The sequence below is a fragment of the Affinundibacterium baiyunense genome, assembly GCF_018139645.1.
GTDB lineage: Bacteria > Pseudomonadota > Gammaproteobacteria > Burkholderiales > Burkholderiaceae_D > Undibacterium > Undibacterium baiyunense.
In genome coordinates, this window is sequence record NZ_JAGSPM010000017.1 from 16,663 (window position 1) to 42,133 (window position 25,471).

A 25,471-nucleotide genomic window follows, 5' to 3' on the forward strand; every position below is an offset into this window, starting at 1 on the left:
CGCAACTAAACTAGTGGTGCTATTCACATTCAAAGTCATAAGTCTTTTACATCTCACATGCGAAACAAGGCTTGCAGTCTAGAGGATAGGGGTTCAAACTATTGCTTTTGGCGGAAAAGTCCCCATTTAGGCACGAGAAACGGGTAGAAGTCATCAACTTAAATCCTCTTAAATTTAGCGTTTCTTAGAGAACTACCTACAAATCCTCCACTCAGCTTGCCTTTTAAAGAAGTTTTATCATGCGCGAAATCAAACCTGAAGACAGCCTTATCGAATATCCTTGTGACTTCCCGATCAAAGTCATGGGCGTCATGCAAGAATCATTTGCTCAAACCATCGTTGAGGTAGTGATGATTCACGATCCGACTTTTCATGCAGGAAAATTAGAGATGCGCCCTTCGAGCAAAGGCAATTACTTAGCGTTGACAGTCACCGTGCGTGCCATTCATCGCGAACAACTCGATAATCTGTATCGCGCTTTGTCGTCGCATCCTATGGTTAAAATGGTTCTATAAGCACTGAATTAATCGCTCACCAGTTTCTCTTTCGAACACCGCGCAGGGACAATTCGCTCCCCTGCGATCCTAAATTCACTATGCCAGATTTAAAATCCATCGTCGACAAACAACAAGCAGGCGCACGCTTTGTCATTTCTGCGCCCATGCTTGGCTTAGATCTGGTCGCATTTGATCGCCTAGCACGAACTTGGATCGCTAATGGTGGCCCCGGCTTTGTATTGGATGGCATACCGTTTCGCAAAGTGATCAATGGTCAATTCTTCATACAACGTGTCACCGTCAAACGTGTGTTGGAGCATACATGACAGCCGACACACAAGCCATCTTGATTCGCCATCGCGGGCAAGAGAATTACCAAGACAGCTTTGCTGCCATGCGTGCATTCACGGATGCCCGCACCGCAGAAACGCCAGATGAATTATGGATTGTTGAACACCCTCCTGTTTTCACCTTAGGTTTGGGTGCGGATCAATCCCATGTGCTTGCGCCGCATGACATTCCCGTGATTCAAACAGATCGTGGCGGTGAGGTGACTTTTCATGGGCCCGGCCAAGTGGTGATTTATCTCTTGATCGATCTCAAGCGACGCCACACAAAAGGTCGTTTATTTGCTCGCGAATTTGTACACCAGATTGAACAGGCGGTAATCGATACCTTGGAAGCGTATAATATCGCCGGTGAACGGATTGCTGGCGCGCCTGGAATTTACCTCAAAGAAGGACAATGGCAAGGAGCCAAAATTGCCGCGCTAGGCTTAAAAGTGCGTGCCAATGGTTGTACTTATCATGGTGTTTCTTTAAATGTCGCGATGGATCTACAGCCATTTTCTTGGATTAATCCTTGTGGCTATGCAGGTCTTGCTACTGTCGATATGCAAACCCTGCAAGTACAAGCACCGCTTGCGCAAGTACAAACAGCTTTAGCAACACGCTTACAATATTTATTGACCGCCGCTTAATTGGGCTTTGAACTCAGCTATGACTACCGAAAACACGCCTCTCGCAGAAGATAAAAGCAACTACGACCCAACTGAAAAACAAAAGGGTGCGAGTAAAACTTCTCGTATTCCTATCAAAATCGTTCCAGCAGAACGTCTACCTAAGCCTGATTGGATACGTGTTAAAGCGGGTTCTCCAACCACACGCTTCTATGAAATCAAAGATATTCTGCGCGCAAATAAACTAGTCACCGTTTGCGAAGAAGCAACTTGTCCAAATATCGGTGAATGTTTCGGCAAAGGCACGGCTACTTTCATGATCATGGGTGACAAGTGCACACGCCGTTGCCCATTCTGCGACGTTGGTCATGGTCGTCCTGATCCACTCGATGTCAATGAGCCGCTCAATCTGGCAAAAACCATTGCTGAATTACGCTTAAGCTATGTGGTCATCACTTCCGTTGACCGCGATGATTTACGCGATGGTGGCGCAGCGCATTTTGCCGAATGCATCACCAAAATCCGTGAATTATCACCAATGACGCGCATCGAAATTCTGACACCTGACTTCCGTGGTCGTATGGATCGTGCATTAGAAATCTTGAACATGGCACCACCAGACGTGATGAATCATAATTTAGAGACGGCACCACGTTTATACAAAGAAGCACGTCCGGGTTCTGATTATGAATACTCATTGAACTTGCTCAAGCGTTTCAAAGAGCAGCATCCAAATGTACCGACCAAATCAGGCATCATGGTTGGCTTGGGTGAAACGGACGAAGAAATTTTGCAAGTGATGCGCGATATGCGCGCCCACAATGTCGACATGCTGACAATCGGTCAATACCTCGCACCAAGCGGTCACCACTTGCCGGTGCGTCGTTATGTTCATCCTGATGTGTTCAAAATGTTTGAAGAAGAAGCCTATAAAATGGGCTTCGCGCACGCGGCAGTGGGCGCTATGGTGAGATCGTCTTACCACGCTGATCAACAAGCACATGGGGTAGGAACTGATGTGAAATAAGCAATGAAGCAATCAACATTGCTAAAATAGTTTTTGTAAATTCCAACGGCATAGCTGACACAAGCTATGCCGTTTTTTTATGCTTAACATGCTTATCAATTGTTAGTGCAATCTATTAGTGCAATCCATTTCCAAAATGCAAGTTATTGTTTATTAAGGATATTTCTAAAGTTTGTCGGAAGACTGCCGATACTGCTAGGTGCTGTTCTTTTTACTAACGCCTATCATGTTTCCGCTCCAACTCACTCGTATCTTTGACTATCAACAACCATCTGCCGACCTCTACCGACACGAGCTTGCACGTACCAACGCAGTTGATAACGGGATCAATAACTCCACACCAAGCAACGCTGGGCTTGAGGTAATCGAAGAGCGTCGTCAACAAGCAGATCGACGCGCCCAAGAGCGGCGTGAAAAACAACAAGCGACTTTTCTCAACACCCGAAAAATGCAAGGCCGCCGACGTTCTGCCGGACGTCGCTCCGATGATATTCAAAGCAAGTATCGCCCAATCTCATTAAAAGGCTAAAACCTAATTTCATGTTTCGAAGTTGATGATTTGCGTAGCTTTGCCAAACTAAAACTAAGCAAAAACAAAAGTACAGCAACATGTTTGCACACACGGCAAAAACATTTACATGTAAAAAAAATCGATGTACCTTAAAAAACTTCCCTCAATTTATACATCGTTCACATTCGGCACCCCACGACGGCCCACAAGCTTCCTATAATTCAGGCGCAAAAAAAATCATCATGGAGCAGGCATGAAATCTGCTCCAGCAATATGCATTCAAAAAATATTTCGCATCAACAATGGAGGTCTTGCATGAGTTTCATGCGAATTTTTCATATCTTCGACAGTTTCTCGACGCCACTCAAAGCCTCGTCGTCTGAACAGATATTGAATAGTCAAACTAAAACAGAAACTTTGGAGCAAGCACCTACAAAAACTTGGCCGCAAATCGAAAGAAGAAGTGGTGTAGATCGCCGTGTAGAAGAACGCCGCGTCCTTAACTGTCAGCCTTACATCGACACACGGAAAAACAATGGTCGACGTCGTAGTTTTGGTCGTCGTGCTCGCGATCAGGCAAACGCCCTGCCATTTTAAGGCGACAAAATTTTTCACCATTTATTCTTGCAAGAACCACACAGCCGACACACCAACAATTATCTCTTTTGCTTATCTAGAAAATACGACCATCTAGGTCTTACGCGGATGCATGTCTGCGCTGAGAGCCAGCATTCTTTCAACTGTGTAAGGATTGCAGCGCTAAATTCAAGCAAACTGCAGCTTTTGCGCGTTTTTTGCGCAGTTTTTTTGCTAAGTGGGCAATCAATTGGTAGGATGGAGCCTGCGCAAAAATCATTGCTTTATCGAGATGATAGAGTTGCAGCAAAGCAGTTTATCGACGCTAACAATCTTCTTTATTTTCAAAATAATTTGTTAAGCCAGATGGATAATCTATATTTGCAACAAGCACCAAGCTTAATTTATTTTTTAATCCTAATTGATCTGCAATATGCAAAATAGCCTGACCCGCAAACCTATAGAAATAAAAATATCCACGGTTGTGGCAGTTGCTGTTCTTTTGAACGAAGCCGTACTAGAAAAGTTAGCAATCGCACTGAAAGAAATGACCGGCGGTACACCCGATTTCTTTGACGACGAATTCGCGATTATCGATGTAGAGAACATTGCCCATGAAAGTTTGGATTGGGCTGCGATTATTAGTTTGTTCAAATCTTGTGGCCTGAATGCGGTAGCGGTGCGGAATGCAGCAGAAGAACAACATGCGTCAATTCGTGCACATGGCTTAAGCATCGATGTCGTTACCAAAGCAAAACCAGAAATTCCAGAGCAAGCCAACACACCAGCAAAAGTCGAGCAAGCAGCAGCTAGGACACCCGCACCAGCTCCCGTATCAATGCCAGCTGCGGTTGAACATATCCCTGCGATGATCGTTGATACACCAGTAAGAGCAGGCCAACGAATTTATGCCCGTGGCTGTGATTTAATTATTACAGCATCGGTGAATAATGGTGCCGAGGTAATTGCAGATGGCAGCATCCACATCTACGCACCCTTACGAGGTCGCGCTTTGGCGGGTGCGCGCGGAAATACCGATGCGCGAATTTTTACCACAGCGATGGAAGCCGAATTAGTCTCGATTGCGGGTATTTATCAAACATTTGATGCAGGTTTTCCAAAGCTAACACCGAATCAACCCGTACAAATCAAACTTGTCGGTGACAGTATTGAAGTATCATCACTAAAATCAGCTTAATAAAAGAACAGCTTTAACAATTGCGTCATTTTTCGTCTTAGTTATTATCAAGTTCAACAAAGGAGTACCCTGTGGCAAGAATCATCGTTGTGACATCCGGTAAAGGCGGTGTAGGCAAGACCACATCAAGCGCTAGTTTCGCTTCTGGTTTAGCGCTGCGTGGACATAAAACTGCCGTTCTCGATTTCGACGTCGGTCTGCGCAATCTCGATTTGATCATGGGTTGTGAACGCCGTGTGGTGTATGACCTAGTCAATGTCATCAGTGGCGAAGCCACATTAAATCAAGCGTTGATTAAAGATAAACATTGCGACAATCTATTCATTCTGCCCGCTTCGCAAACCCGCGACAAAGATGCGCTGACCGAAGAAGGTGTAGAGCGCGTGCTGAATGATTTAATCAAAATGGATTTTGAATACATCGTCTGCGATTCGCCAGCAGGTATCGAACGTGGTGCTGTGATGGCGTTGACGTTCGCCGATGAAGCAATCGTCGTCACAAATCCAGAGGTTTCCTCGGTACGTGACTCAGATCGTATTCTGGGCATCATCCAAGCAAAATCCAAACGCGCGCAAGCAGGTGGCGAGCCAGTGAAAGAACATTTGCTTATTACACGTTACTCACCAAAACGCGTTGATGCTGGCGAAATGCTGTCCTACACCGACGTACAAGAAATTTTGCGGATTCCGCTGATTGGTGTGATTCCTGAATCCGAAGCAGTTTTACACGCGTCGAATCATGGTAATCCAGCGATTCATGTCAAAGGTAGTGATGTTTCTGAGGCGTACACTGATGTCGTCGCGCGTTTCTTAGGAGAGCAACCTCCATTACGCTTCGTCGATTACGAAAAGCCAGGTTTGCTGCAACGTATTTTCGGAGGTAAGTAAAATGGCTTTGCTTGATTTTTTGTTTAAGTCACAGCCGAAAAGTGCTAGCGCAGCGAAAGAACGTCTGCAAATCATTATTGCCCGTGAACGTAACGAAGGACGTGATGGCTATGATTTTTTGCCAGCCTTGCGCGAAGAACTGATCGCCGTCATTTCTAAGTACACCAAAGTAAATCCGGATGACATTAAAGTCTCATTGGATAAGCAAGGTAATTTAGAAGTGTTAGACGTCAACGTCATCCTGCCTGACGCGGATTCACGCATTTAACGCTCGCCAGAACTTGAACATACATTCGGTATGTTCAAGTTTTCTGTTTTTTGTTCGTAACCAAGCTTTTTACTCAATAAAATATGCGAATTGCCATTCTGGATGATGATCAAAATTTACTCGATCTAACCGTTGCGACGTTGACGGATGTAGGTCATATTTGCCATCCGTTTTCCAGCGGCAAAGCGATGCTGCATCAATTACATAGAGAGAGCTATGACTTGCTTATCCTTGATTGGCAAGTACCGGACTTGAGCGGCACCGAAATCTTGCACTGGGTGCGCGAAAAATTATCAACGACCTTGCCTGTGCTTTTCATGACTAGCCGTTCTGGCGAGGATGATATCGTGGCAGGTCTGGCAGCAGGCGCGGATGATTACATGATCAAGCCGATTCGTCGTGCCGAGTTGATTGCGCGAGTGAATGCCTTGTTACGCCGAGCCTATCCAAGCCAAACCGCAAATGAAATTATCACATTCGGTCATTACGAGTTTGACGTGCGCGCAAGCCGCGCCAAATTGCATGGCAACCCGATTGAATTAACGCAAAAAGAATTTGATCTCGCCTTAGTTCTATTTCAAAACTTAGGCCGCCCCTTATCTCGCGCCTATATTCTGGAAGCAGTATGGTCACGTGATATCGAAATTCCTTCTCGTACGATGGATACGCACATCTCTCGTGTGCGCAGTAAATTAGATTTGCGACCAGAAAATGGCTATCGACTCGCGCCGGTGTACAGCTACGGTTATCGACTGGAACAAATCTCAAAAGACTAAAGTTCTGCTGTCTAGCTGATTTATTCTTAGCGCTAAAACTATAGGATTATTTGCTGTCCACGCAATTAGTAAAAATTACTATTTCGAATTGCGATTAAACGCAGCATGATTTGCATCAGACAAAACAAATAATTACGCGCGAACCACTAAATTGGCGAATCGCTGAGCTTATAAAATTTGAGTCTGAATTAAAACTTGGACTGCACGAGTTGGCATAGCTTAAAGTAAAGCCGTCGTTGTTTTTCAAATCAATACCTGCGCGATTTATTCTGCGACGATAAGACCACCAAGCAAAATCATCATCCTTCTCATTATTTGTTGGAGCATTGCTATGCATCACCGTATTTCCTTTGATCGATTTGCCAAATACGCCTGTGCGGCACTAACTGCGGTGTATCTAGTTAGCGGCGCCCCGCTACACGCTGCGGAGAAAATCAAAGGAAAACCTGGTACGGTACAAATAGATAGCGCAGGGATTACTTATTTTGCGCTCGAACGCGATACTTTAACGACGATCGCGAAACGCTTCACACCGACACCCAATAATTGGGAAGTCTTAGGCAAGCTAAATAAAATCAGTAATGATAGAACTATCCCGATTGGCTCTGGTATTTTGATTCCAGCGGATCTGCTGTTGGAAGAGGCGAGCCAGGCCACAGTGATTGCCTTGGCTGGTCAAGTCAATGAAACCAATCCCAAAGGCGGCACATCCGCGCTCACCTTGGGCAGTGTGGTATTAGAAGGCAGCCAAATAAAAACTGAGAAAAACAGTTTTGTCACGTTTGAGCTTCCAGATAATTCTAGAGTATCGGTACCCTCCAATAGTCAGGTCAGCTTATCAAAACTGCGTATGACACAGTTCGTCAAAAGCCCGCGTACCTTAATCAAATTAGTTCAAGGAAAAGTCGAATCGAAAGTCAGTCCATTAAACAATAATAAAGGACGTTTTGAAGTCAGCTCACCATTGGCGATTGCAGGTGTGCGTGGCACGCATTTCCGCGTTGGTGTAGATGAGGACAAAGTGGCGAATGAAGTGTTAGAAGGTGGTGTGGCAGTAGGCAATAAAGAAAAGCCTCAAGCTTTAGTTCTGCCGGCAGGACAAGGAAATATCGTCAACAAAGCTGGCGTAGGCAAAGCAATCACCTTACTCCCTACGCCTAGTTTGACAGCGGGATTTCAATTGCAAGAGCGTCCCATTTTGCAATTTGCAGTCCAAGCTTTACCCAAAGCTGTCGCTTATCACGCACAAATTTCCAGAGATGCACAAAGTCAGGATGTGATTGCAGAAGCCAACGATAAAGATTTGCGCTTCCGCTTCGAAGGCTTAGATGATGGTAATTACTTTATTCGCGTTACAGCGATTGATGAGAATGGCTTGGAAGGCATGCCAAGCACGCAAGCATTCCGATTAAAAGCACGGCCTGAGCCACCTTTTTTATTAAGTCCAAAACATAAGGTACGCGCCGACAGTGTGAACTTTAATTGGACGCAAGCAAGCGAAGTGAAAGCTTATCGCTTGCAAGTGGCAAGTGACGCTGAATTTAAACAAATCGTACTCGACCAAAATAATATTGCCGGCGTAGAAGCCAACACCGACAAACTATCGGTAGGAAATTATTACTGGCGCGTCGCCTCGATCGTCGAGAAAAATGGACAACCCGATCAAGGCCCATTTTCATTGCCGCAAGCATTCCGCTTGTTAGCACCGCAAGCAATGAATGAAGTGGTCGACCTTGGACAAAACCAAATGGAATTTGGCTGGCCATCCGAACCTGGGCAGACATTCTTGGTTCAGATTGCACAAGATCCCGAATTTAAAAAAATCTATTTAAGTCGCAATCTGGATCAAGCCAAGTTAAGTATCGCACGACCAGAACCGGGGATTTACTATATTCGCGTGCAAGCCACCGATCCGGATCGCTTCATTGGTAACTTCTCCAAGCCACAGAAATTTGAAATCCTATTGCGCTGGACTACCGGCAGCGGCGATTCGCTTGAATCACTCGGCGGTATGGTTCAACCACAAAAACCCACTACCAATAAATAAATCTCAACCTAAAGGCAGACCAAGTTCATGTTGAGCGAATCAGCACATCAAGCAGAACATCGCGTCAATACGAACTTCGGGCGACGTCGCAAACAGCGGCAAGCAATTGCGCTACATGAATGGATCATTTTGACGCTGTTTTTATTGATCCTAACGATCGTATTAAGCACGTTCAATGGATTGCAGCGATTGGATCAAACCGCTTACGATCTGCTATTGCGCAATCAAAGTACGCCTGCTCGCGACGATATTATTATCGTTGCGATTGATGATTTCAGTTTAGCTGAGTTAGGTAAATGGCCTTGGCCACGCGCACGTCATGCCGACTTAATTCAAAAATTAAACGCTGCTAAACCTCGTGCTATCGGCGTCGATATCGTATTTGCCGAATCAGAAACAGCGAGTCCAGACAACCCAAATGGCGATCAACTTCTGGCGCAAGCTTTAACTGCGAGTCAACGCGTTGTATTGCCATTAGTCTCGATCAATGCAGGTCGTGGATTGCAAGCTGTGCAAGCCACACCAATGCTGGCACAAGCGGCCGCTATGATGGGGCATATTCATATTGAATTAGATGAAGACGGTGTCGCTCGCAGTGTTTTTCTAAAAGAAGGAACGCAAGGACTTTGGTGGCCACATTTTTCCTTAGCACTGTATGAAATTGGTCAAAAATTTGAGCGCGAAACAAACCTCAGCGACAACACTAAAAATACGAAGAACGCCAAAGACGCAACATCAATTAAACAGATCAGCCCATCCGATTTACCCGTCAACACACGGCAAACCAATTCCAGCAACACCACCGCCGGTATTTGGCACCGCAATTTTCAATTGCACATACCTTATTACGGTGGCAGCGGACACTTCACCAGCGTCCCCTATGTCGCCGTGTTACGTGGCGAAGTTCCCGCAGAATTTTTCCGCGACAAATACGTATTAATTGGCACCACGGCACAAGGTATGGCCGATGCATTTCCCACTCCAGTTACCACGAATCAAGGTGTGTTATCTGGGATTGAAATCAATGCGAATATTTTGGCGAGTCTATTAGATGGACGTTCAATTATCAAAGCACAAGCATGGCAAGTGATTTTGATGAGCGTTTTAGTGATTAGCTTGGCCTTGCTCAGCTTTCTGTTTTTCTCACCAAGAATTGCGTTTTTTACGGTACTCGGTTTGATTCTGGCAACGATTTCTGCCAGTGTGATTCTCATCCATTGGGGCTTTTGGTTTCCACCCGCGGTCAGTGTTTTGATGTTGATTATTGCTTATCCACTGTGGAGTTGGCGTCGGCTAGAAGCGACTATTAGTTTCTTAGGAAAAGAATTTGTTTTACTCGATCAAGAGCCGCATTTGCTGCCAGAATTCAATCCAGATTTGACATTAGCACATGGCGCCAAAGTGCCAGTACGCCGCGCAATTCAAGATAAATTAGAACGTCATTTCAGCGCTATTCAAGCAGCAGCACGGCGGGTGCGCGATCTACGTCAATTTGTCACCGATAGCTTAACTAGCTTACCCGATGCAACCATGGTCACCACTACTGACGGCAACGTGGTACTAGCCAATCCAGCGGCGCTGGCATATTTCAAGAGCATCGGCATGCCGCATGTGATTGATACGCTTGTACCGTATCTTTTCTCAAATATGAGCCACCCACACACCCTCTATACAGGCGAGCGCGAAAGCTTTAGTTGGTGGCATATCCTCGATTTAAATCAAAGCGATATTTTGATGAAAGGCGTTGAAGTCGTCGATCCCAAAAACCGCGACTTAATTATCAAAAGTGCGCCCTGCTATTCTGGCCAACACGTTTTGATTGGTTGGATCATTAGCATTCTAGATATCTCAGAAATTCGGCAAGCAGAGCGTCGTCGCGATGAAACTTTACATTTCATTTCACACGATATGCGCGCTCCACAAGCTTCAATCTTGGCCTTAATCGAGTTACAAAAAAATCCAAAAACCGCGATCGAACATGAAGAATTTTTAAGTCGAATCGAAAAAGCATCGAACACAACCTTAGGCCTTGCAGATAATTTTGTCCAACTGGCGCACGCAGAATCCAATGAATATCGATACACCGAACTTGATTTCCAAGACCTCTTGCTCGATGCAACTGAAGAGATGTGGACGCTGGCAAAATCCAAACGCATCCGCATCGTCACAGAAATTCCTGATGGTGAATATCCTGTGCGCGTCGACCGCAGCTTAATGACACGCGTATTGACCAATCTACTCTCGAATGCCATCAAGTACAGCCCTTGCGATACCACCGTGACATGCAGCTTAGCTTTTGCGTCAGAAAGTCTAAATGACAGCATCGTTTGTAGCATACAAGACCAAGGCTATGGAATCGCGCGCTCGGATCAAAGCCGTCTGTTTCAACGGTTTCAACGCCTCGGACACGGCAAGGGCGCAGACCAAATCAAGAATGACGGTATCGGGCTTGGTATGGTCTTTGTAAAAACCGTCATCGACCGCCATTTTGCACATATCAGTTTTACCAGTGTGCCGGGCGAAGGGACTTGTTTTACGATTACTATTCCTGCAAATAATATTTAATTATTAATTGATATTACGCAAGAAGCATAAGCCAGCCGTGAACTAGTAAGCGAGTCGCGCTATAATGGCGCCCTCACACCAAAGAATCCTATGCAATTACTCGCCGTCGGCCTCAATCACACGACTGCACCTGTCTCGCTACGAGAAAAGGTTGCCTTCTCGCCTGAGCAAATTTCTCAGGCGGTGGTTGGCGCGCGCTCATGGTTTGCGCGCAACGGTGCAGCACATGCACCTGAGACCGCGGTCTTATCGACTTGCAATCGTACCGAACTGTATGCCGTTGCTGATGTCGATAATCCTATCGATATGACTGCGCATTTCTTGGCCGATTTTCACAAGCTGCCTTACGCAGATTTGCGGCATCATCTGTACACGCTACCGCAAGACAATGCAGTGCGTCACGCGTTCCGCGTCGCATCTGGTTTAGATTCTATGGTATTGGGCGAGCCACAAATTTTAGGACAGATGAAAGAAGCAGTACGCCAGTCTGATGAGGCAGGTGGGCTTGGTACTTATCTGCATCAACTGTTCCAACGCACTTTTGCAGTCGCCAAAGAAGTCCGCAGCACGACTGAAATCGGCGCGCACAGTGTGTCGATGGCGGCCGCTGCAGTACGCTTGTCTCAACGCATTTTCGACAAAATCGCCGATCAAAAAGTCTTGTTTATCGGCGCAGGTGAAATGATAGAACTATGCGCAACCCACTTTGCTGCGCAGAATCCTAAGACCATCACGATTGCGAATCGTACTTTAGAACGTGGCGAAACCCTCGCCAATCGTTTTGGCGGTAAGGCGATTCGCTTAGCCGAATTACCAAATTGCTTGCATGAATTCGACATCATTATTTCTTGCACAGCTTCGTCCTTACCTATCATTGGTTTAGGCTTGGTCGAGCGTGCAATCAAAGCGCGTAAGCATCGCCCAATCTTTATGGTTGATCTCGCGGTACCACGCGATATCGAATCAGAAGTTGCCAAGTTGGATGACGTGTTTTTGTACACAGTCGATGATCTCGCCAGCGTAGTGCAAAGCGGTTTAGAAAATCGTCACGCCGCAGTAGCGCAAGCCGAAGCGATTATCGAAACCCGCGTGCAATCGTTTATGCATTGGGTCGATGGTCGTCACGTGGTTCCTGTGATCCAAGATTTACACGAAAGCGGTGAGCAAGTTCGTCAACATGAATTAGAACGCGCCCGCAAAATGCTGGCACGTGGTGACGATATTGAAGTGGTTTTGGAAGCTCTTTCCAAAGGCATTACTGCAAAATTTTTGCACGGTCCACAACAAGCCTTGCATCAAGCACACGGCGAAGAGCGAGCACATCTGGTGCGCCTGCTGCCACAATTATTCCGCACTAAGCGTTAGCTACCTCCAGCATTCTACGCATGCCTTTGCGCATGCTCTAGCGTCATCACGACGATACTCTCAATTCAATTAATTACGGCTCAACGAGATTTAAGGTCTCACGAACGAGCCAAGCAAGCATAAAGAGAAAAAATCATGAAACCATCCATGCTACATAAACTCGATCAACTCTCTGAACGTCTAGTTGAAGTTGGTCAATTGCTGGTACAAGAAGGCGTCACCAATGATATGGACGCTTACCGCAAGCTCAATCGTGAACACGCCGAGCTAGAGCCTTTGGTCGCGCTGTATCACAACTATCAGCAAGCGCAAAGCGACATCGTCGAAGCGCAAGAGATGTTGAATGATCCCGACATGAAAGAATTCGCGCAGGAAGAAATCCAAGCAGCGAAAGATCGTATCGAAGCATTGCAACGCGAATTGCAAACCATGTTGCTACCGAGAGATCCTAACGATGAACGCAATATTTTGTTAGAGATCCGCGCTGGTACAGGTGGTGATGAAGCGGCCTTATTCGCAGGCGACTTACTGCGCATGTACACCCGCTTCGCCGAACGCAATCGCTGGCAAATCGAAGTCATGTCGGAATCACCATCAGAACTCGGTGGCTACAAAGAGGTAATCATTCGTATCGCCGGTTTTGGCGCGTACTCCAAACTCAAATTTGAATCCGGCGGGCACCGTGTACAACGCGTACCAGCAACAGAAACCCAAGGTAGGATTCATACTTCAGCTTGTACCGTCGCAGTCATGCCAGAAGCGGATGAACTGACCGACGTCGTGATCAACAATGCCGATTTGCGTATCGATACTTTCCGCGCATCAGGTGCTGGTGGTCAGCACATCAATAAAACGGATTCGGCAGTGCGTTTGACGCACATCCCAACCGGCATCGTAGTGGAATGCCAAGATGGTCGTAGTCAACATCAAAACAAAGCACAAGCGATGCGCGTGTTGGCGACTCGCATCATGGACGGTCAACTGCGCAAAAAACAAGCCGAAGAAGCCGCCACGCGTAAGAGCCTAATCGGCTCAGGTGATCGCAGCGAACGTATCCGCACTTACAACTATCCACAAGGTCGCATGACCGATCATCGTATCAATCTGACTTTGTACAAGCTTGATTTCATTATGGACGGTGATTTAACCGAACTGACCAATGCACTGGTGGCTGAGCATCAGGCTGAGTTGTTGGCTAGTTTGGGGGATGAATAAGATATACCAAGGCGACTATGAGCTCAACAGAATCCTTTGCAATACAAGTATCAGAGGCATTAAAACTTCTGTCGGCTGACGAATGGGCTTTAACCACTTTTCGAGAAAGAGCTGTGGTTGGAATCACACCGCCTGTTGCATTTGAAACTATCGTAGATATCTTGAAGGTTGCATCACATCAGAACGATCAATATGCATTCGCAACCTGCTGCTGGCTAGCGATGGATTTTGCGAGAATCAGTGAAACTACCCAAGCACCCGATGGTCTAATTGCTGCATTAAACGTGTTACTACCAATTGCGAAAGACAAAGGTTTGGAAAATGAAATTTCCCCCTTGTTATCTTGGTATCGCCTTACACTAAACTATGGATCTGAAATTAGTAACAACTAGATCGATGCAAATTAAACATGAGGTAAGGAAACGCAAATACGAACAAGCTCTCATATTTGCGCTCTTCTTACAGCTCAGGCAGTTCACATCAACACTGGCATTCCCAAAATCTTACGCGCTTCATCCGGAGTCGCCACTGCTCTATCATGTTCACGACTGATGCGTGCCACGCGCTCTACTAATTGTGCATTGCTGGTAGCGAGTTCACCTTTGCGGTAATACACGTTATCTTCAAAACCAACACGCACGTGACCACCGAGGATGATTGCCATAGTCGCTAGTGGCAATTGCGCAGCACCGATTCCTGCAACGGTCCAACTTGCCTCTGCTGGCAATTGCGAACGCATATACATCAAGGCTTCTGGCGTACCCGCCATTGCACCAGGAATACCTAGTACGAAATCGACGTGTAATGGCGCGGTGATTAAACCTTTTTTCAACCAGCGATTCACGGTGGTGATCATGCCGGTGTCGAACACTTCGTATTCGATTTTAACGCCCAAGTCTTTCATCGTCGCTGCGAAAATATCCATGTCGTCGGGATGATTCATAAACACGTCGTTACCGAAATTGACTGAGCCCATCGACAGGGTTGCCATCTCTGGTTTGAGCGTGACTGGCGCGAGACGTTCTTGTGCCGTCATACCGACCGCACCACCAGTTGAAACCTGTACGATCACATCGCAACGTTCGCGTACTTTGCTAATGATCTGGCGATAGACTTCTTTATCTTGGGTTGGCGTGCCGTCATCGTAACGTCCGTGTACGTGAACGATGGAAGCACCAGCTTTGGCGCATTCGAATGCGGCGTCGGCGATTTCGTCTGGGGTGATGGGGAGGTTTGGTTGTTGTTCGCGGGTGACTTCTGCGCCGGTTAGGGCGGCTGTGATGATGAGTTTTTCCATGGTGTTTACCTCTTGTTATTTGATAATTTGTAGGGCGGGTGCAACCCGCGCTGTTTTTTTACACTTCGTACTCGCGTTCGCATTTGCTGATCGTTCACTGGTCGGGGGTAGCCCGACAGCTAGTTACCTTTTTTGCTTCGCCAAAAAAGGTAACCCAAAAAAGGCGACCACGCTGCCACTGCCCTTCGGGTTCCCAATTATGCAAGACAAAAAATGGGAAAGCTTCGAAACTCGCTTCGCTCAAACAACGAAGCTTTCTTTATCCATTTTCTGTCTTGCACAATTGGCAGTGTCAGAAGTGGATGAAGATCAAAATCAAAAACTAAGTCAAAATCAACAGCAACACCAAAACAATCAAGATCGAACATCATTCATTTTTCTCATTGCGGTCGTAGGTCGTTGCATTTGACTTTGCCTTTGACCTACCACCGTTTGCGACGATGCAATTTGTGCTTCACAGAAAATGGATAAGAAAGTGTCGTTGTTTGAGCGTAGCGAGTTTCGACACTTTCCCATTTTTTGTGACGCACAAATTATGCTGGAGCGTAGCGTAAGCACCCGAAGGGCGAGTCTACGGTCGCCTTTTTTGGCTTACCTTTTTTGGCGAAGCAAAAAAGGTAAGTGGCCGTCGGGCCACACCCGACCTACTAACCGACAAACAACAAAAGACATCAAATCAAGGCTCAAAAAAACAAAGCAACGCGGGTTGCACCCGCCCTACAATTCCGAATTGCAAAATAAAAACAATCAGCGTTTCACTCGCTGAAAATCCGCCGGCACCACACAAGTCCCAGAAGCCTTACAAACAACAACAGGCTCAGCCAACACATCAGCTGCAGAAACCTGTCCAGCAATCTTCGCAGGAGAAATCACCTTACGCGCTTCAAATTCCATCTTGCGTGAAGTCTTGCCCATAGAAACAATACGACCTGTCGCTTCTATGTAATCGCCAGCAAACACTGGCGCCATGAACTGCACATTGTCATACGCGACAAACAAGCCTTCATCACCGTCACTACGAATCAATAATTCCGTCGCGACATCGCCAAACAAATTCAACATCTTCGCGCCATCGACCAGATCACCTGCATAGTGCGCGTCGTGCGAACCCATACGCAGACGGATTAAACTCGTGTATTTGGATAAATCTTCCATTCATTACCTCTTTCAAATTCTGTTCAGCGCTCCCTTCTCCCGCAAGCGGGAGAAGGGTTGGGGATGAGGGTGGTTCAGCGCACACTAACAAAATTTTCGAAGAACAAAACATTCAACAATTATGGCTATGTTTCAAACACATAATTTCGTTTCTGAATCCCCCTCACCCTAGCCCTCTCCCGCTTGCGGGAGAGGGGACCTAAATTCACTTAAGCAGCGTGACGTTTAATCCACTCATGAATCGCAAAAGAAGCGACGTCTTCTGCGTAAGACTTGGTACCGAAGCCCGCATCGTAACCCAACTCCTTCGCTAATTCATGCGAAATACGTGGGCCACCGACCACCAAGATCACTTTATCACGCAAGCCTTCTGCTTCTAACAAATCGGATAATTTCGTCAAATTATCGAGGTGAATATTTTTTTGTGTCACCACTTGCGACACCAAAATCACGTCGGCTTTTTCTTCAATCGCACGGGCGATCAATTCTTCTGAATCGACTTGTGCGCCCATATTGATCGCGCGAACTTCATGATAGCTTTCTAAGCCTTTGTGGCCGTTATAACCCTTCATATTCATGATCGCGTCGATACCGACGGTGTGCGCGTCGGTCTCGATACACGCGCCAATGACGACCATACGACGTCCCATTTTTTCCGCGATCAAGGCATTGATCGCGTCTTTATCCAAGGTTTCATATTCTGGCTTGACGACTTGGAAGCTCGATAAATCGACTTGATGTTTGCACTGACCATACACGACGTAAAAGCTAAAACCCTTACCCATGTCTTCGCTGTGGACGACCGCTGGCTCTTCTAAACCCATCAACAGTGCTAAGCGCTTAGCACCTTCTTTTGAAGTTTCATCGAGTGCAACCGGTAAGGTGAAAGAAACTTGTACGCGACCATCATTCATGGTGTCGCCGTAAGGCTTAACCCATTGTTCTGGTTTTTTGATATCTGCCATTGTTGTCATATTGTTCTCCTTACGCTGTCTGTGCTGGCAACATCAATTGTGGGAAAGGATTGTAGTAATCCGCTGCTTTGCTGATCACGCCAGCCAAGCCTTTGCCGCCCGTTGGGGTGCGTGAAATCTCGGCAAAAGTGCCCTTGCCAATTGCGGCTGATAAACCCATTGCTTCAATTTCTGCCAGAATTTTTTCTGTCTCTGCCAACACTTCTTGTGCGCGGGTTTCGATCTTTCCACCGGATTTAAATTCGATTTCTGAGTTCAAATCTTTCATCGTACCGAACACATACTTCGCATTTTGAATTGCCAAGAAACGATCTTGAATAAATGGCGTATGAATCGCCTCAGTCATCATGCCGAGCAAATGAATATTTTGATTTGTTACGGTACTGACGATGTTAAATAAAGTGTCCTGAACCTGACCTTTAAAAATATTACCTGTCATGTGTTTGGTTGGCGGCATGTATTTCAATGACGCATCTGGAAATACTTGACGCACCAATTGCGCGTGCGCCATTTCCCACAAGAAGCCGTTTTCTAATTCAGGATTAATTTCAAATGCATGACCGAGACCCATTTGATCTGGCTGCAAACCAGACAAATACGCAAACTGTTCATTGATTAATTGAGATGCCAAGACTGTGTGTGCCGCTTCGTAGGCATCTGCCGTCGTCAAATAATTGTCCTCACCGGTGTTGATGATAATGCCCGCATAGGCATTCACCATGCGTGAGAAGAATTGATCGATGAAAGTACGCTTCATATTGATGTCGCGGAAGATGATGCCGTACATCGAATCATTGAGCATCATATCGAGACGTTCGATCGCGCCCATCGCCGCGATCTCTGGCATACACAAACCTGAGCAATAGTTAGTCAAGCGAATATAGCGACCAAGTTTTTCACCGACTTCATCCAAAGCAGCGCGCATCAGTTTGAAGTTTTCTTGAGTCGCGTAAGTACCACCGAAACCTTCGGTCGTTGCGCCATACGGTACGTAGTCGAGCAAACTTTGACCAGTAGAGCGAATCACTGCAATGATGTCGGCGCCCTGTTCTGCTGCGGCGCGTGCTTGCACCACATCTTCATAGATATTGCCGGTCGCAACAATCAAATATAACCAAGGTGTTGGTGCTTCGCCCATCGTCTCAATTTGCTTCGCGCGGAATGCACGTTGACCAGCGATATGCTGACACATGATCGCAGCTTGTGCTTCTGTCGCTTTACGCGCGGCATCGGCATCTTTTGGTAAAGCCAAGGTCAGTGTGCCTTTCGACACAGCTTCTGCCACAGCTTGCGCCGTCATATTGTGTTCTTGCATGGCGGCGACCACGATCGGTGCGGCGCCATGTTGCAATAAGTTTTGTGCTTGTAAATGATCAACCACCACGTTGGGCAAAGGCACATAGTTTTCATCAATGCCATCGATGCCGAGCAAACGCAAAGTGGCGCGCTCTACCGTCGTCGTCGTGTACTGTGACATTTCATCGAACACCTGACGTGCAATGCGACGCGCGGAATCACGTGCGCGGTCGATTTGTGCCTGATCTAGTTTTAATTGGCTCATGCTACTTCTCCTGTTTCTTTAATTTTTTCATTGGAAGTTGCTTCGAGGACGACGTCACAAACGTCATAGCCAACAAAAGCAGCTTTCGCGACTTGCAAAAACTCAGCAGCCTCAAAACTGCCACCCATGGGCGAAAATGGATTCAAGGTAATCCCAGTCAAGTTAATGCCACGATACCCGACTAATTTCGCACCGAGTTTTTGAAAGATCAATAAATCGGTATTTTCTATAAATAATTTTGTGCCATCTGCAACAACCACGTTCAAAGCTGGATGACGTTCCGCCAAGCTACTTAAAGCGCGCCACAAATTGCGCCCAACAGCACCGCTAACGGCGATGGTGCCAAGCTTGGCATCGATGTATTCCATCAACTTAGCACCCGCATTGAGGGTAGCAATTTCTTCTAAAAAGAGGACCTTTCCATCTTGATCCCAAATACCAACGCCACCTTGTGTAAACACCGCTTCACATTGGGCTTTGACACGATCATCTGCTTGTTTAATACCAAGAATGCCAAGGCGATCACGTGTTTTGCGGATCACATCTTGAATACCGCCACCAATTGCAGCACCAGTCGCTAAAATCACGCCATCGGCGATCGCTGGAGAAGCATGATGACTGCGACCTAAAGCACCATCCAAAATCACTAAACTTGCACCGCATTGACGCAAGCGCGCGATGACTTTTAGTTGATCACTGCCACGCGATGCACCAGCGACTTCCATCTCGCCATATTCCAACACCTTGACCACCAAAATCTCCCCCATAGGGCTATCAATCTGTGTTGAGTCAATTAATTTCCAACGCACTTTTGCACGCTGCAAAGTTTCACGCGCGGTGGCAACGAGATTGCCTGGCCACACCATGATGGGTGGTTTAGGATTAAAAAAAACTTGATCGCGGTCTTCGCCATCACGACCGATGGAGGTAAGGCCTATGTCCACTTGCGCTGCAGCTGCTTGCGCCAGCACATGGTTCATTGCGACAGTCTTGCCGGTGTTTTTTGTCATACCCATGACCGCTAAGGTTTGCATGCCACTATCGTGGATGCGCTGCCAGAGCGGACTGGTTTTGATATTACTTAATGTGGGATGTTTGAACTCCATCGTCGACAACTTTCTAAATTCTAGAACGAAATTAAACGTAGAGTTCTGTGAATAACTGACGCAGTTTTTCACTCTCGCGCAATAAGGCTAAAGAGTGTTCTGCATGACCAGTCGCGTAACCATTACCAACGATCATTTCCACGTCTTTACCGACACCTTCAGCGCCTAAAGCAGCTGCGGTGAAGCTAGTTGCCATTGAAAAGAAATAAATTTTGCCGTGCTGCTTAGTGGACAAAATACTGCCCATTTCCGTGTTTTGAATATTCACGCAATTGATGACTAAATCTGCCATTGCGCCATTGGTCACTTTCGCTACGGCTTCCATCAAGGCCAAAGCATTAGTCGCATCAACTTGCAGAGTATGATCAGCCCAGCCCAATTCTTGCATGCGTTTGCAGTCTTTTTCAAATGGAGAGACACCGATCACGCAGCCGTTTTTACCAGCGCGTTTTTTCGCTTCGTACACACACAAAGTACCAGACTTGCCACCACCGCCGATAACAACAACGGTGTCGCCTTCTTTCACCAAACGTGCGGTCTGCGCAGGCGCTCCAGCCACATCCAAAATAGCGAGCGCCATTTTTTCATCGATATCATCTGGCAACTTAGCGTACAAGCCGGTTTCAAACAAAATCGCTTTGCCTTTGATATCGACCTGATCTTTTTGCATATGAATTTTGACGATTTCATCAATGCGCAAAGGTGTCAATGACAAGGAGACCAAGGTAGCAATTTTGTCGCCTACTTTTAAGTCAATCTTGCCGGCTAAAGATGAACCAATTTCCAAGATCGTTCCGATCAACATACCGCCAGAACCGGTCACCGGATTGTGATGTTTACCGCGTTTTTCAACAATGCCTTTGACGATTTCTGCCACTTTGGCTTCATCGCCATTCGCTTCTTGTTTGATTTGCGTAAAGCTGGCGGCGTCGATATTTAAAGCGGAGACGTCGATCAGGATTTCGTTGTCGGTGATCTCCATCGTGTTATCGATCTTCCACGCGCCTTGTGGCAAGACGCCTTGTGGTTCGATGACGCGGTGAATTCCGTATGGGGAGCTTGGTGTTGTGAATGTCATGATGAGAAGATGGGATAGTTAGGTAGATGATCGCCGCTAATGTCCCCTCTCCCGCAAGCGGGAGAGGGTTAGGGTGAGGGTGATTGAAGTCGCTGCATAATTTAAAAGAACCCAAAACCACGGTTCATTCAATTAATGTCCAACATTCCTTACTGAACGCCCCTCATCCCCACCCTTCTCCCGCTTGCGGGAGAAGGGCTTTCAAACAGAAGCTACTAAGTTAGGTAACTCTGTTACGCAGATTAGTTACTACGCGTAGGCAAACTAAAGTTATGACCCAAGCCAGGCATATCAATTGTCATGCCTTTGTAGTTACGGCACTTGACTGTGGTGCCGCTACCGTCTGGCAATTCTTCTTCACGTACATAAGTCGGAATGATAGGCAATTTACCCAAACCACCCAAACCATCTACCACGAATGTTGGTACTGCTGGACCACTGATCCAACCGCGCAGGCCTTCATACAATTCAATCATACGATGATGTGGCACGATGAAATGATGTGCACCTTCCACCATGTCGGTGGAGTAGACATAGTAAGGACGTACGCCCATTTCAATGGTTTGCATGAAAAGATCACGCATCACCATCACGTCATCATTCACGCCTTTCAAACAAACTGTTTGCAAGCCCATCATGATGCCGGCTTTTTGTATCATCTTGACTCGTTGACGCAGCAAAGGTGTGATTTCTTTTGGATGACCGATATGGATATTGATCATTTGTACGCGATGCTTTTCCAATACCGCACACAACTCTGGTGTGACGCGTGTTGGCAATTGCACGACCATGCGGGACCCCATACGCAAGAAGCGAACATGCGGTGCGCGACGACGAATTTCGCCGAGGATATAGTCCAAGCGCTCATCGGTAAATGTCAGCGGATCACCGCCAGACAACAAGACGTCTTCAATTTCTGGATTGCTAGCGATGTAGTCAATCGATGCTTCGATTTCATCTTTCGCAACGGAACCATCAGGCTGCGACACCATACGTTTACGTGTGCAGAAACGGCACAAAGTTGCGCAAGTATTGGAAACCAAAAACAACACGCGACGTGGATAACGATGCACCACACTAGTACCAGGAATGGTGTCGCCCTCTTCACCCAATTGATCCAAAGAAGTCGCGAAGCCAGGAATAGTTTGTTCATGGTGCGAAGGCATGTATTGCAAGCGGATAGGACAATTTGGATCATCTTTGTCCATCAATTTCGCCATGTAAGGCGTGATCGCTACCGCAAATTTTTTATAGACGGTGTTATCCACGTCTTCCACATTATTCAACACGCCCATCAATTCAGAATGGTGAGAATAACGACGCGTGAATTGCTTTTGCCAAGATTCTGACTCTGGATCATAAGCGTCTAATTCTTCGCGTGTCAGTAATTTCTTGATAGGATTAAATTCGACTTTTTGGTCCATGATGTCTCTCTCGTTGATATGGCGAAAGTTCGCAAAAATGCAAACAAGCTGAAATAAATACCCCTACGGGCGATAGGGAGAGAGTGTAAAGAGGAGTTGTGCCATCACAAACGCACAAAGTGACTTAATGAAACAGCAAAAATCAGTCATAATGTATGATATTCAAACAAAATGCCTGAAACCACCAAGAATCCCACTATGTCACAAGTACTAGATGCCTTAGATCAACAAATTATCGACCTGCTCAAAGTGAACGCAAGGCTTCCCATCGTTGCGATGGCAAAAGCGCTAGGTTGCGCCCGCAGCACAGCACAACTGCGCCTCAAATCGCTAGAAGACCGCGGCATTATTAGTGGTTATACAGTCGACATTTCAGTGAATCGATCTCGACCTAGCATTCAAGCGATGGTGTTAATTTCGATTGAATCGCAACACGAACCTGAGATCATGCGCGCACTGACCAAACGACATGAGATCATCAAGCTATACACGGTGTCAGGCCGTTACGATTTATGCGCAATGCTGTCCACAGAATCGACACATGAACTCGATGCGGTCATTGATAAGATTCGCTTGATTAAAGGCGTGGTGGATACCTTTTCGACGATTTTATTGTCGACAAAATTGGATAGACCGGCTTAATGCACCTAAATAAAGGCGTGAAATAGCAAGCTAAGGATTAGCCAGCAAACGATTCACTTGTCGTATAAAGCGCCAATGCACAATCCATAAAACAATTGCGATCAAGCTCGCGAATGAACCGATTTCACTTGGCCACAAGGAAACTATCTGCGCTGCACACCAGCCTATTCCAGAGGCCAAACCAAAATGCGTGAGTGACTGCAAAGCGGGATTTTGCGCTGCCTCATTTCGCAAAGAAGCCGCCACATTCGCGATGATAAAAAAATCTTCAATAAAGTTGTAAGGGATGAGAAACATCAACCAAACACTCCGGGCTTGAGCGACGCGTGCATTTGGGCTTACTAAAGACAGTGTTCGGGACAAATCCCTGCAATAGAAGAAGACAAAAATCAAAAAGACTGAACCCAAGGCGACACTGCCGTAGACGCCTAGCGTTTCAACCTCTTGCAGTATGCCGACTCTCTGTGATGAATGTAGAAACGGATATACCAGTGCATAAGCAACTGGCAGCGTCAGCACTATTTTTAACAAGGTGAGCAGGAAATTCCTATTTGACATAATTTAATTCCTATAAAAATAAATATTTAATTCCCGGCATGTTAGCTTGAGCGCATTGGATATGGCAAATGCTTCACTTGCTAACTTAGACCATCTCTATCGCAGTCACGTGTTAGGCACCACAAGAAGAAAATCAGAGAAACAGCCGCGTGCTGCAAGTGCAAACTGTCAGGAAATTCGGACAAATTCTGGCCATTTGTAAGGAATTCAATACATTGTGCACACGCACAATTGCCACACATCAGCAAAATTTAAATTTTTATTTCCATTAGTGAAATGCTAGTTTTTTCCAATGCCATAATCGACCTCGGCTGATTACCCATCTAGTCAAATACAACAAAAAAAACAGAACGTTGGCGAGTAAATCTCCCAACGTTCTTATCGTCGAGAAATGCGATTTACTAGCACCAAGTAAATCGCTCCCAACTTAAACACTCCAAAATAGATAGAAAGAGACATCATGATTGTTGGCGTACCTAAAGAAATTAAAAACCACGAATATCGTGTAGGCATGACCCCATCCTCAGTGCGTGAATTAACTTCACGCGGCCACAAAGTCCTCGTGCAAAAAAATGCTGGTGGTGAGATTGGCTTAAGTGATGAACAATATGTTGCGGTCGGTGCGGAACTAGTCGAAACAGCTAAAGAGATTTTTGAACGCGCCGAGATGATTGTAAAAGTCAAAGAACCACAAGCGATTGAGTGCGCCATGTTGCGCCCCGGACAAATTTTGTACACCTACCTGCACCTTGCGCCAGATCCAGAACAAACCGCAGCCTTAGTAAAATCAGGCGCGATTTGTATCGCCTACGAAACGATTACTGGTGCCAATGGCGGTTTACCTTTGCTTGCGCCAATGAGCGAAGTGGCAGGTCGCATGTCTATCCAAGCAGGCGCGGCACATCTAGAAAAATCCAAAGGTGGCATGGGCTTGCTGTTGGGTGGCGTACCAGGTGTAGCGCCTGCACATATCGTGATTATTGGTGCGGGCGTAGTAGGCACCAATGCGATGCAAATGGCAGTTGGCACGGGCGCACGCGTCACCGTGTTAGACAAGAGTATTGATCGCCTGCGTCAATTAGACTTGGTCTATGGCAATCGTATTTCGACTGTGTACTCCAATGCTCAATCCATAGAAGAAGCAGTTTTGTCTGCTGACCTCGTGATTGGTGGCGTATTAGTTCCCGGCGCGGCAGCACCAAAATTGGTCAGCCGTAATTTAATTTCCCGCATGAAAAAAGGCGCGGTCGTCGTTGATGTGGCAATTGATCAAGGTGGTTGTTTTGAAACCTCTCACGCCACAACGCATGCAGAGCCGACTTATGTTGTTGATGGCGTCATACATTACTGCGTAGCGAATATGCCAGGCGCGGTTGCTCGTACTTCAACATTCGCGTTAAACAATGCAACCGTCGGACATGCGATCGCTCTCGCTAGTAAAGGTTGGAAACAAGCATTACGCGACGACATACATTTGCGTAACGGTTTAAATGTGTGCGAAGGCAAAGTTACTTATGCAGCTGTTGCACATGATCTAGGCTATCCATATGTAGCGGCAGAAAGTGTGCTTAATTAATTGAACTAAGTCGTTTTGGTATATATGATTTGTCACATTTGATTTGATGCATACGATTTGCAGTGAACAAAAAAAGCCAGCGAAGATGAAGTGACCCCAAATAGTTGGACAGTTTGTTAGTTATGCATAGGAGGGCTGATTTCTGTATTGAACAGGACTCAGCCCTTTTAGTTTTAGTTTGATTCGCTCATGATTATAGTAGTGAATGTA

28 protein-coding genes are annotated in these 25,471 nt (G+C 46.3%); 19 read left to right on the plus strand and 9 right to left on the minus strand.

Annotated features, from left to right (window positions below; genetic code table 11):
* Positions 1-239: 239 nt before the first annotated feature.
* The 16 genes from KDM92_RS17815 (at position 240) to KDM92_RS17890 (ending at position 14,282) form a co-directional block, all read left to right on the plus strand.
* A complete protein-coding gene (locus KDM92_RS17815; protein WP_212685712.1) occupies positions 240-515 on the plus strand; it encodes an HP0495 family protein in 276 nt (91 codons plus the stop codon).
* 80 nt (positions 516-595) lie between these two features.
* Complete coding sequence (locus tag KDM92_RS17820; protein WP_212685713.1) at positions 596-823, plus strand: hypothetical protein; 228 nt, start codon at positions 596-598, stop codon at positions 821-823.
* Positions 820-1,476 carry a lipoyl(octanoyl) transferase LipB gene (lipB, locus tag KDM92_RS17825; protein WP_212685714.1) on the plus strand — a complete coding sequence of 219 codons (657 nt, stop codon included), beginning with the start codon at positions 820-822 and terminating at the stop codon, positions 1,474-1,476. The genes KDM92_RS17820 and lipB overlap by 4 nt, the downstream gene beginning before the upstream one ends.
* A gap of 19 nt (positions 1,477-1,495) precedes the next feature.
* Positions 1,496-2,482 carry a lipoyl synthase gene (gene lipA / locus KDM92_RS17830; protein WP_212685715.1) on the plus strand — a complete coding sequence of 329 codons (987 nt, stop codon included), beginning with the start codon at positions 1,496-1,498 and terminating at the stop codon, positions 2,480-2,482.
* 226 nt (positions 2,483-2,708) lie between these two features.
* Complete coding sequence (locus tag KDM92_RS17835) at positions 2,709-3,011, plus strand: hypothetical protein (protein ID WP_212685716.1); 303 nt, start codon at positions 2,709-2,711, stop codon at positions 3,009-3,011.
* A gap of 297 nt (positions 3,012-3,308) precedes the next feature.
* Complete coding sequence (locus KDM92_RS17840) at positions 3,309-3,590, plus strand: hypothetical protein (protein WP_212685717.1); 282 nt, start codon at positions 3,309-3,311, stop codon at positions 3,588-3,590.
* Between the two features lie 27 nt (positions 3,591-3,617).
* Positions 3,618-4,013, plus strand: coding sequence for a hypothetical protein (locus tag KDM92_RS17845; protein WP_212685718.1), 396 nt, complete (start codon positions 3,618-3,620; stop codon positions 4,011-4,013).
* Entirely contained in the window at positions 4,003-4,767 is a 765-nt protein-coding gene (gene minC, locus KDM92_RS17850; protein WP_212685719.1) for a septum site-determining protein MinC, read from the plus strand. Before KDM92_RS17845 ends, minC begins: the two co-directional genes overlap by 11 nt.
* A gap of 71 nt (positions 4,768-4,838) precedes the next feature.
* The gene (gene minD, locus KDM92_RS17855) at positions 4,839-5,654 is read left to right on the plus strand and encodes a septum site-determining protein MinD (protein ID WP_189347677.1); all 816 of its coding nucleotides are present in this window, start codon (positions 4,839-4,841) and stop codon (positions 5,652-5,654) included.
* 1 nt (position 5,655) lies between these two features.
* Entirely contained in the window at positions 5,656-5,922 is a 267-nt protein-coding gene (gene minE / locus KDM92_RS17860) for a cell division topological specificity factor MinE (protein ID WP_189347675.1), read from the plus strand.
* 83 nt (positions 5,923-6,005) lie between these two features.
* Entirely contained in the window at positions 6,006-6,698 is a 693-nt protein-coding gene (locus KDM92_RS17865; protein WP_189347673.1) for a response regulator transcription factor, read from the plus strand.
* Between the two features lie 331 nt (positions 6,699-7,029).
* The gene (locus tag KDM92_RS17870; protein WP_212685720.1) at positions 7,030-8,745 is read left to right on the plus strand and encodes a FecR domain-containing protein; all 1,716 of its coding nucleotides are present in this window, start codon (positions 7,030-7,032) and stop codon (positions 8,743-8,745) included.
* Positions 8,746-8,772: 27 nt separating this feature from the next.
* Entirely contained in the window at positions 8,773-11,310 is a 2,538-nt protein-coding gene (locus KDM92_RS17875) for a CHASE2 domain-containing protein (protein ID WP_212685721.1), read from the plus strand.
* A gap of 90 nt (positions 11,311-11,400) precedes the next feature.
* On the plus strand, positions 11,401-12,675 hold the full coding sequence (gene hemA / locus KDM92_RS17880; RefSeq protein ID WP_212685722.1) for a glutamyl-tRNA reductase: 1,275 nt from the start codon (positions 11,401-11,403) through the stop codon (positions 12,673-12,675).
* Positions 12,676-12,810: 135 nt separating this feature from the next.
* Positions 12,811-13,890 (plus strand): peptide chain release factor 1, encoded by a 1,080-nt coding sequence (gene prfA / locus KDM92_RS17885; RefSeq protein WP_212685723.1) that lies wholly within the window; start codon positions 12,811-12,813, stop codon positions 13,888-13,890.
* Positions 13,891-13,907: 17 nt separating this feature from the next.
* A complete protein-coding gene (locus KDM92_RS17890; protein WP_212685724.1) occupies positions 13,908-14,282 on the plus strand; it encodes a hypothetical protein in 375 nt (124 codons plus the stop codon).
* Positions 14,283-14,365: 83 nt separating this feature from the next.
* On the opposite strand, the gene kce is transcribed toward KDM92_RS17890, so the two are convergent.
* Positions 14,366-15,187, minus strand: a complete 822-nt coding sequence (gene kce / locus KDM92_RS17895; RefSeq protein WP_212685725.1) for a 3-keto-5-aminohexanoate cleavage enzyme — start codon at positions 15,185-15,187, stop codon at positions 14,366-14,368.
* Here kce and KDM92_RS17900 point away from each other — a divergent pair.
* Entirely contained in the window at positions 15,174-15,596 is a 423-nt protein-coding gene (locus tag KDM92_RS17900) for a hypothetical protein (RefSeq protein WP_212685726.1), read from the plus strand. The two genes, kce and KDM92_RS17900, sit on opposite strands and share 14 nt — an antisense overlap.
* A gap of 338 nt (positions 15,597-15,934) precedes the next feature.
* On the opposite strand, the gene kal is transcribed toward KDM92_RS17900, so the two are convergent.
* From kal to KDM92_RS17930, 6 genes are all read right to left on the minus strand, one after another.
* Entirely contained in the window at positions 15,935-16,342 is a 408-nt protein-coding gene (gene kal / locus KDM92_RS17905) for a 3-aminobutyryl-CoA ammonia lyase (RefSeq protein ID WP_212685727.1), read from the minus strand.
* 209 nt (positions 16,343-16,551) lie between these two features.
* Positions 16,552-17,316, minus strand: a complete 765-nt coding sequence (gene kamE, locus KDM92_RS17910; RefSeq protein WP_229827340.1) for a lysine 5,6-aminomutase subunit beta — start codon at positions 17,314-17,316, stop codon at positions 16,552-16,554.
* A gap of 10 nt (positions 17,317-17,326) precedes the next feature.
* On the minus strand, positions 17,327-18,877 hold the full coding sequence (gene kamD, locus KDM92_RS17915) for a lysine 5,6-aminomutase subunit alpha (protein WP_212685728.1): 1,551 nt from the start codon (positions 18,875-18,877) through the stop codon (positions 17,327-17,329).
* Complete coding sequence (gene kamB / locus KDM92_RS17920) at positions 18,874-19,983, minus strand: lysine 5,6-aminomutase reactivase subunit KamB (protein ID WP_212685729.1); 1,110 nt, start codon at positions 19,981-19,983, stop codon at positions 18,874-18,876. The genes kamD and kamB overlap by 4 nt, the downstream gene beginning before the upstream one ends.
* A 31-nt stretch (positions 19,984-20,014) precedes the next feature.
* Entirely contained in the window at positions 20,015-21,061 is a 1,047-nt protein-coding gene (gene kdd, locus KDM92_RS17925) for an L-erythro-3,5-diaminohexanoate dehydrogenase (RefSeq protein ID WP_212685730.1), read from the minus strand.
* Between the two features lie 242 nt (positions 21,062-21,303).
* Positions 21,304-22,485, minus strand: coding sequence for a KamA family radical SAM protein (locus KDM92_RS17930; RefSeq protein ID WP_212685731.1), 1,182 nt, complete (start codon positions 22,483-22,485; stop codon positions 21,304-21,306).
* A gap of 198 nt (positions 22,486-22,683) precedes the next feature.
* On the opposite strand from KDM92_RS17930, the gene KDM92_RS17935 reads away from it, so the two are divergent.
* Positions 22,684-23,127 carry an Lrp/AsnC family transcriptional regulator gene (locus KDM92_RS17935; RefSeq protein ID WP_189347651.1) on the plus strand — a complete coding sequence of 148 codons (444 nt, stop codon included), beginning with the start codon at positions 22,684-22,686 and terminating at the stop codon, positions 23,125-23,127.
* Positions 23,128-23,157: 30 nt separating this feature from the next.
* Here KDM92_RS17935 and KDM92_RS17940 read toward each other — a convergent pair whose 3' ends face one another.
* The gene (locus tag KDM92_RS17940) at positions 23,158-23,685 is read right to left on the minus strand and encodes a hypothetical protein (protein WP_212685732.1); all 528 of its coding nucleotides are present in this window, start codon (positions 23,683-23,685) and stop codon (positions 23,158-23,160) included.
* Between the two features lie 460 nt (positions 23,686-24,145).
* Between KDM92_RS17940 and ald the strand changes: the two genes are divergently transcribed.
* Positions 24,146-25,261 carry an alanine dehydrogenase gene (gene ald, locus KDM92_RS17945; protein WP_212685733.1) on the plus strand — a complete coding sequence of 372 codons (1,116 nt, stop codon included), beginning with the start codon at positions 24,146-24,148 and terminating at the stop codon, positions 25,259-25,261.
* Positions 25,262-25,381: 120 nt separating this feature from the next.
* Here ald and KDM92_RS17950 read toward each other — a convergent pair.
* Positions 25,382-25,471: IS3 family transposase (locus KDM92_RS17950; protein WP_212683795.1), on the minus strand; the 90-nt coding region annotated here is incomplete at its 5' end.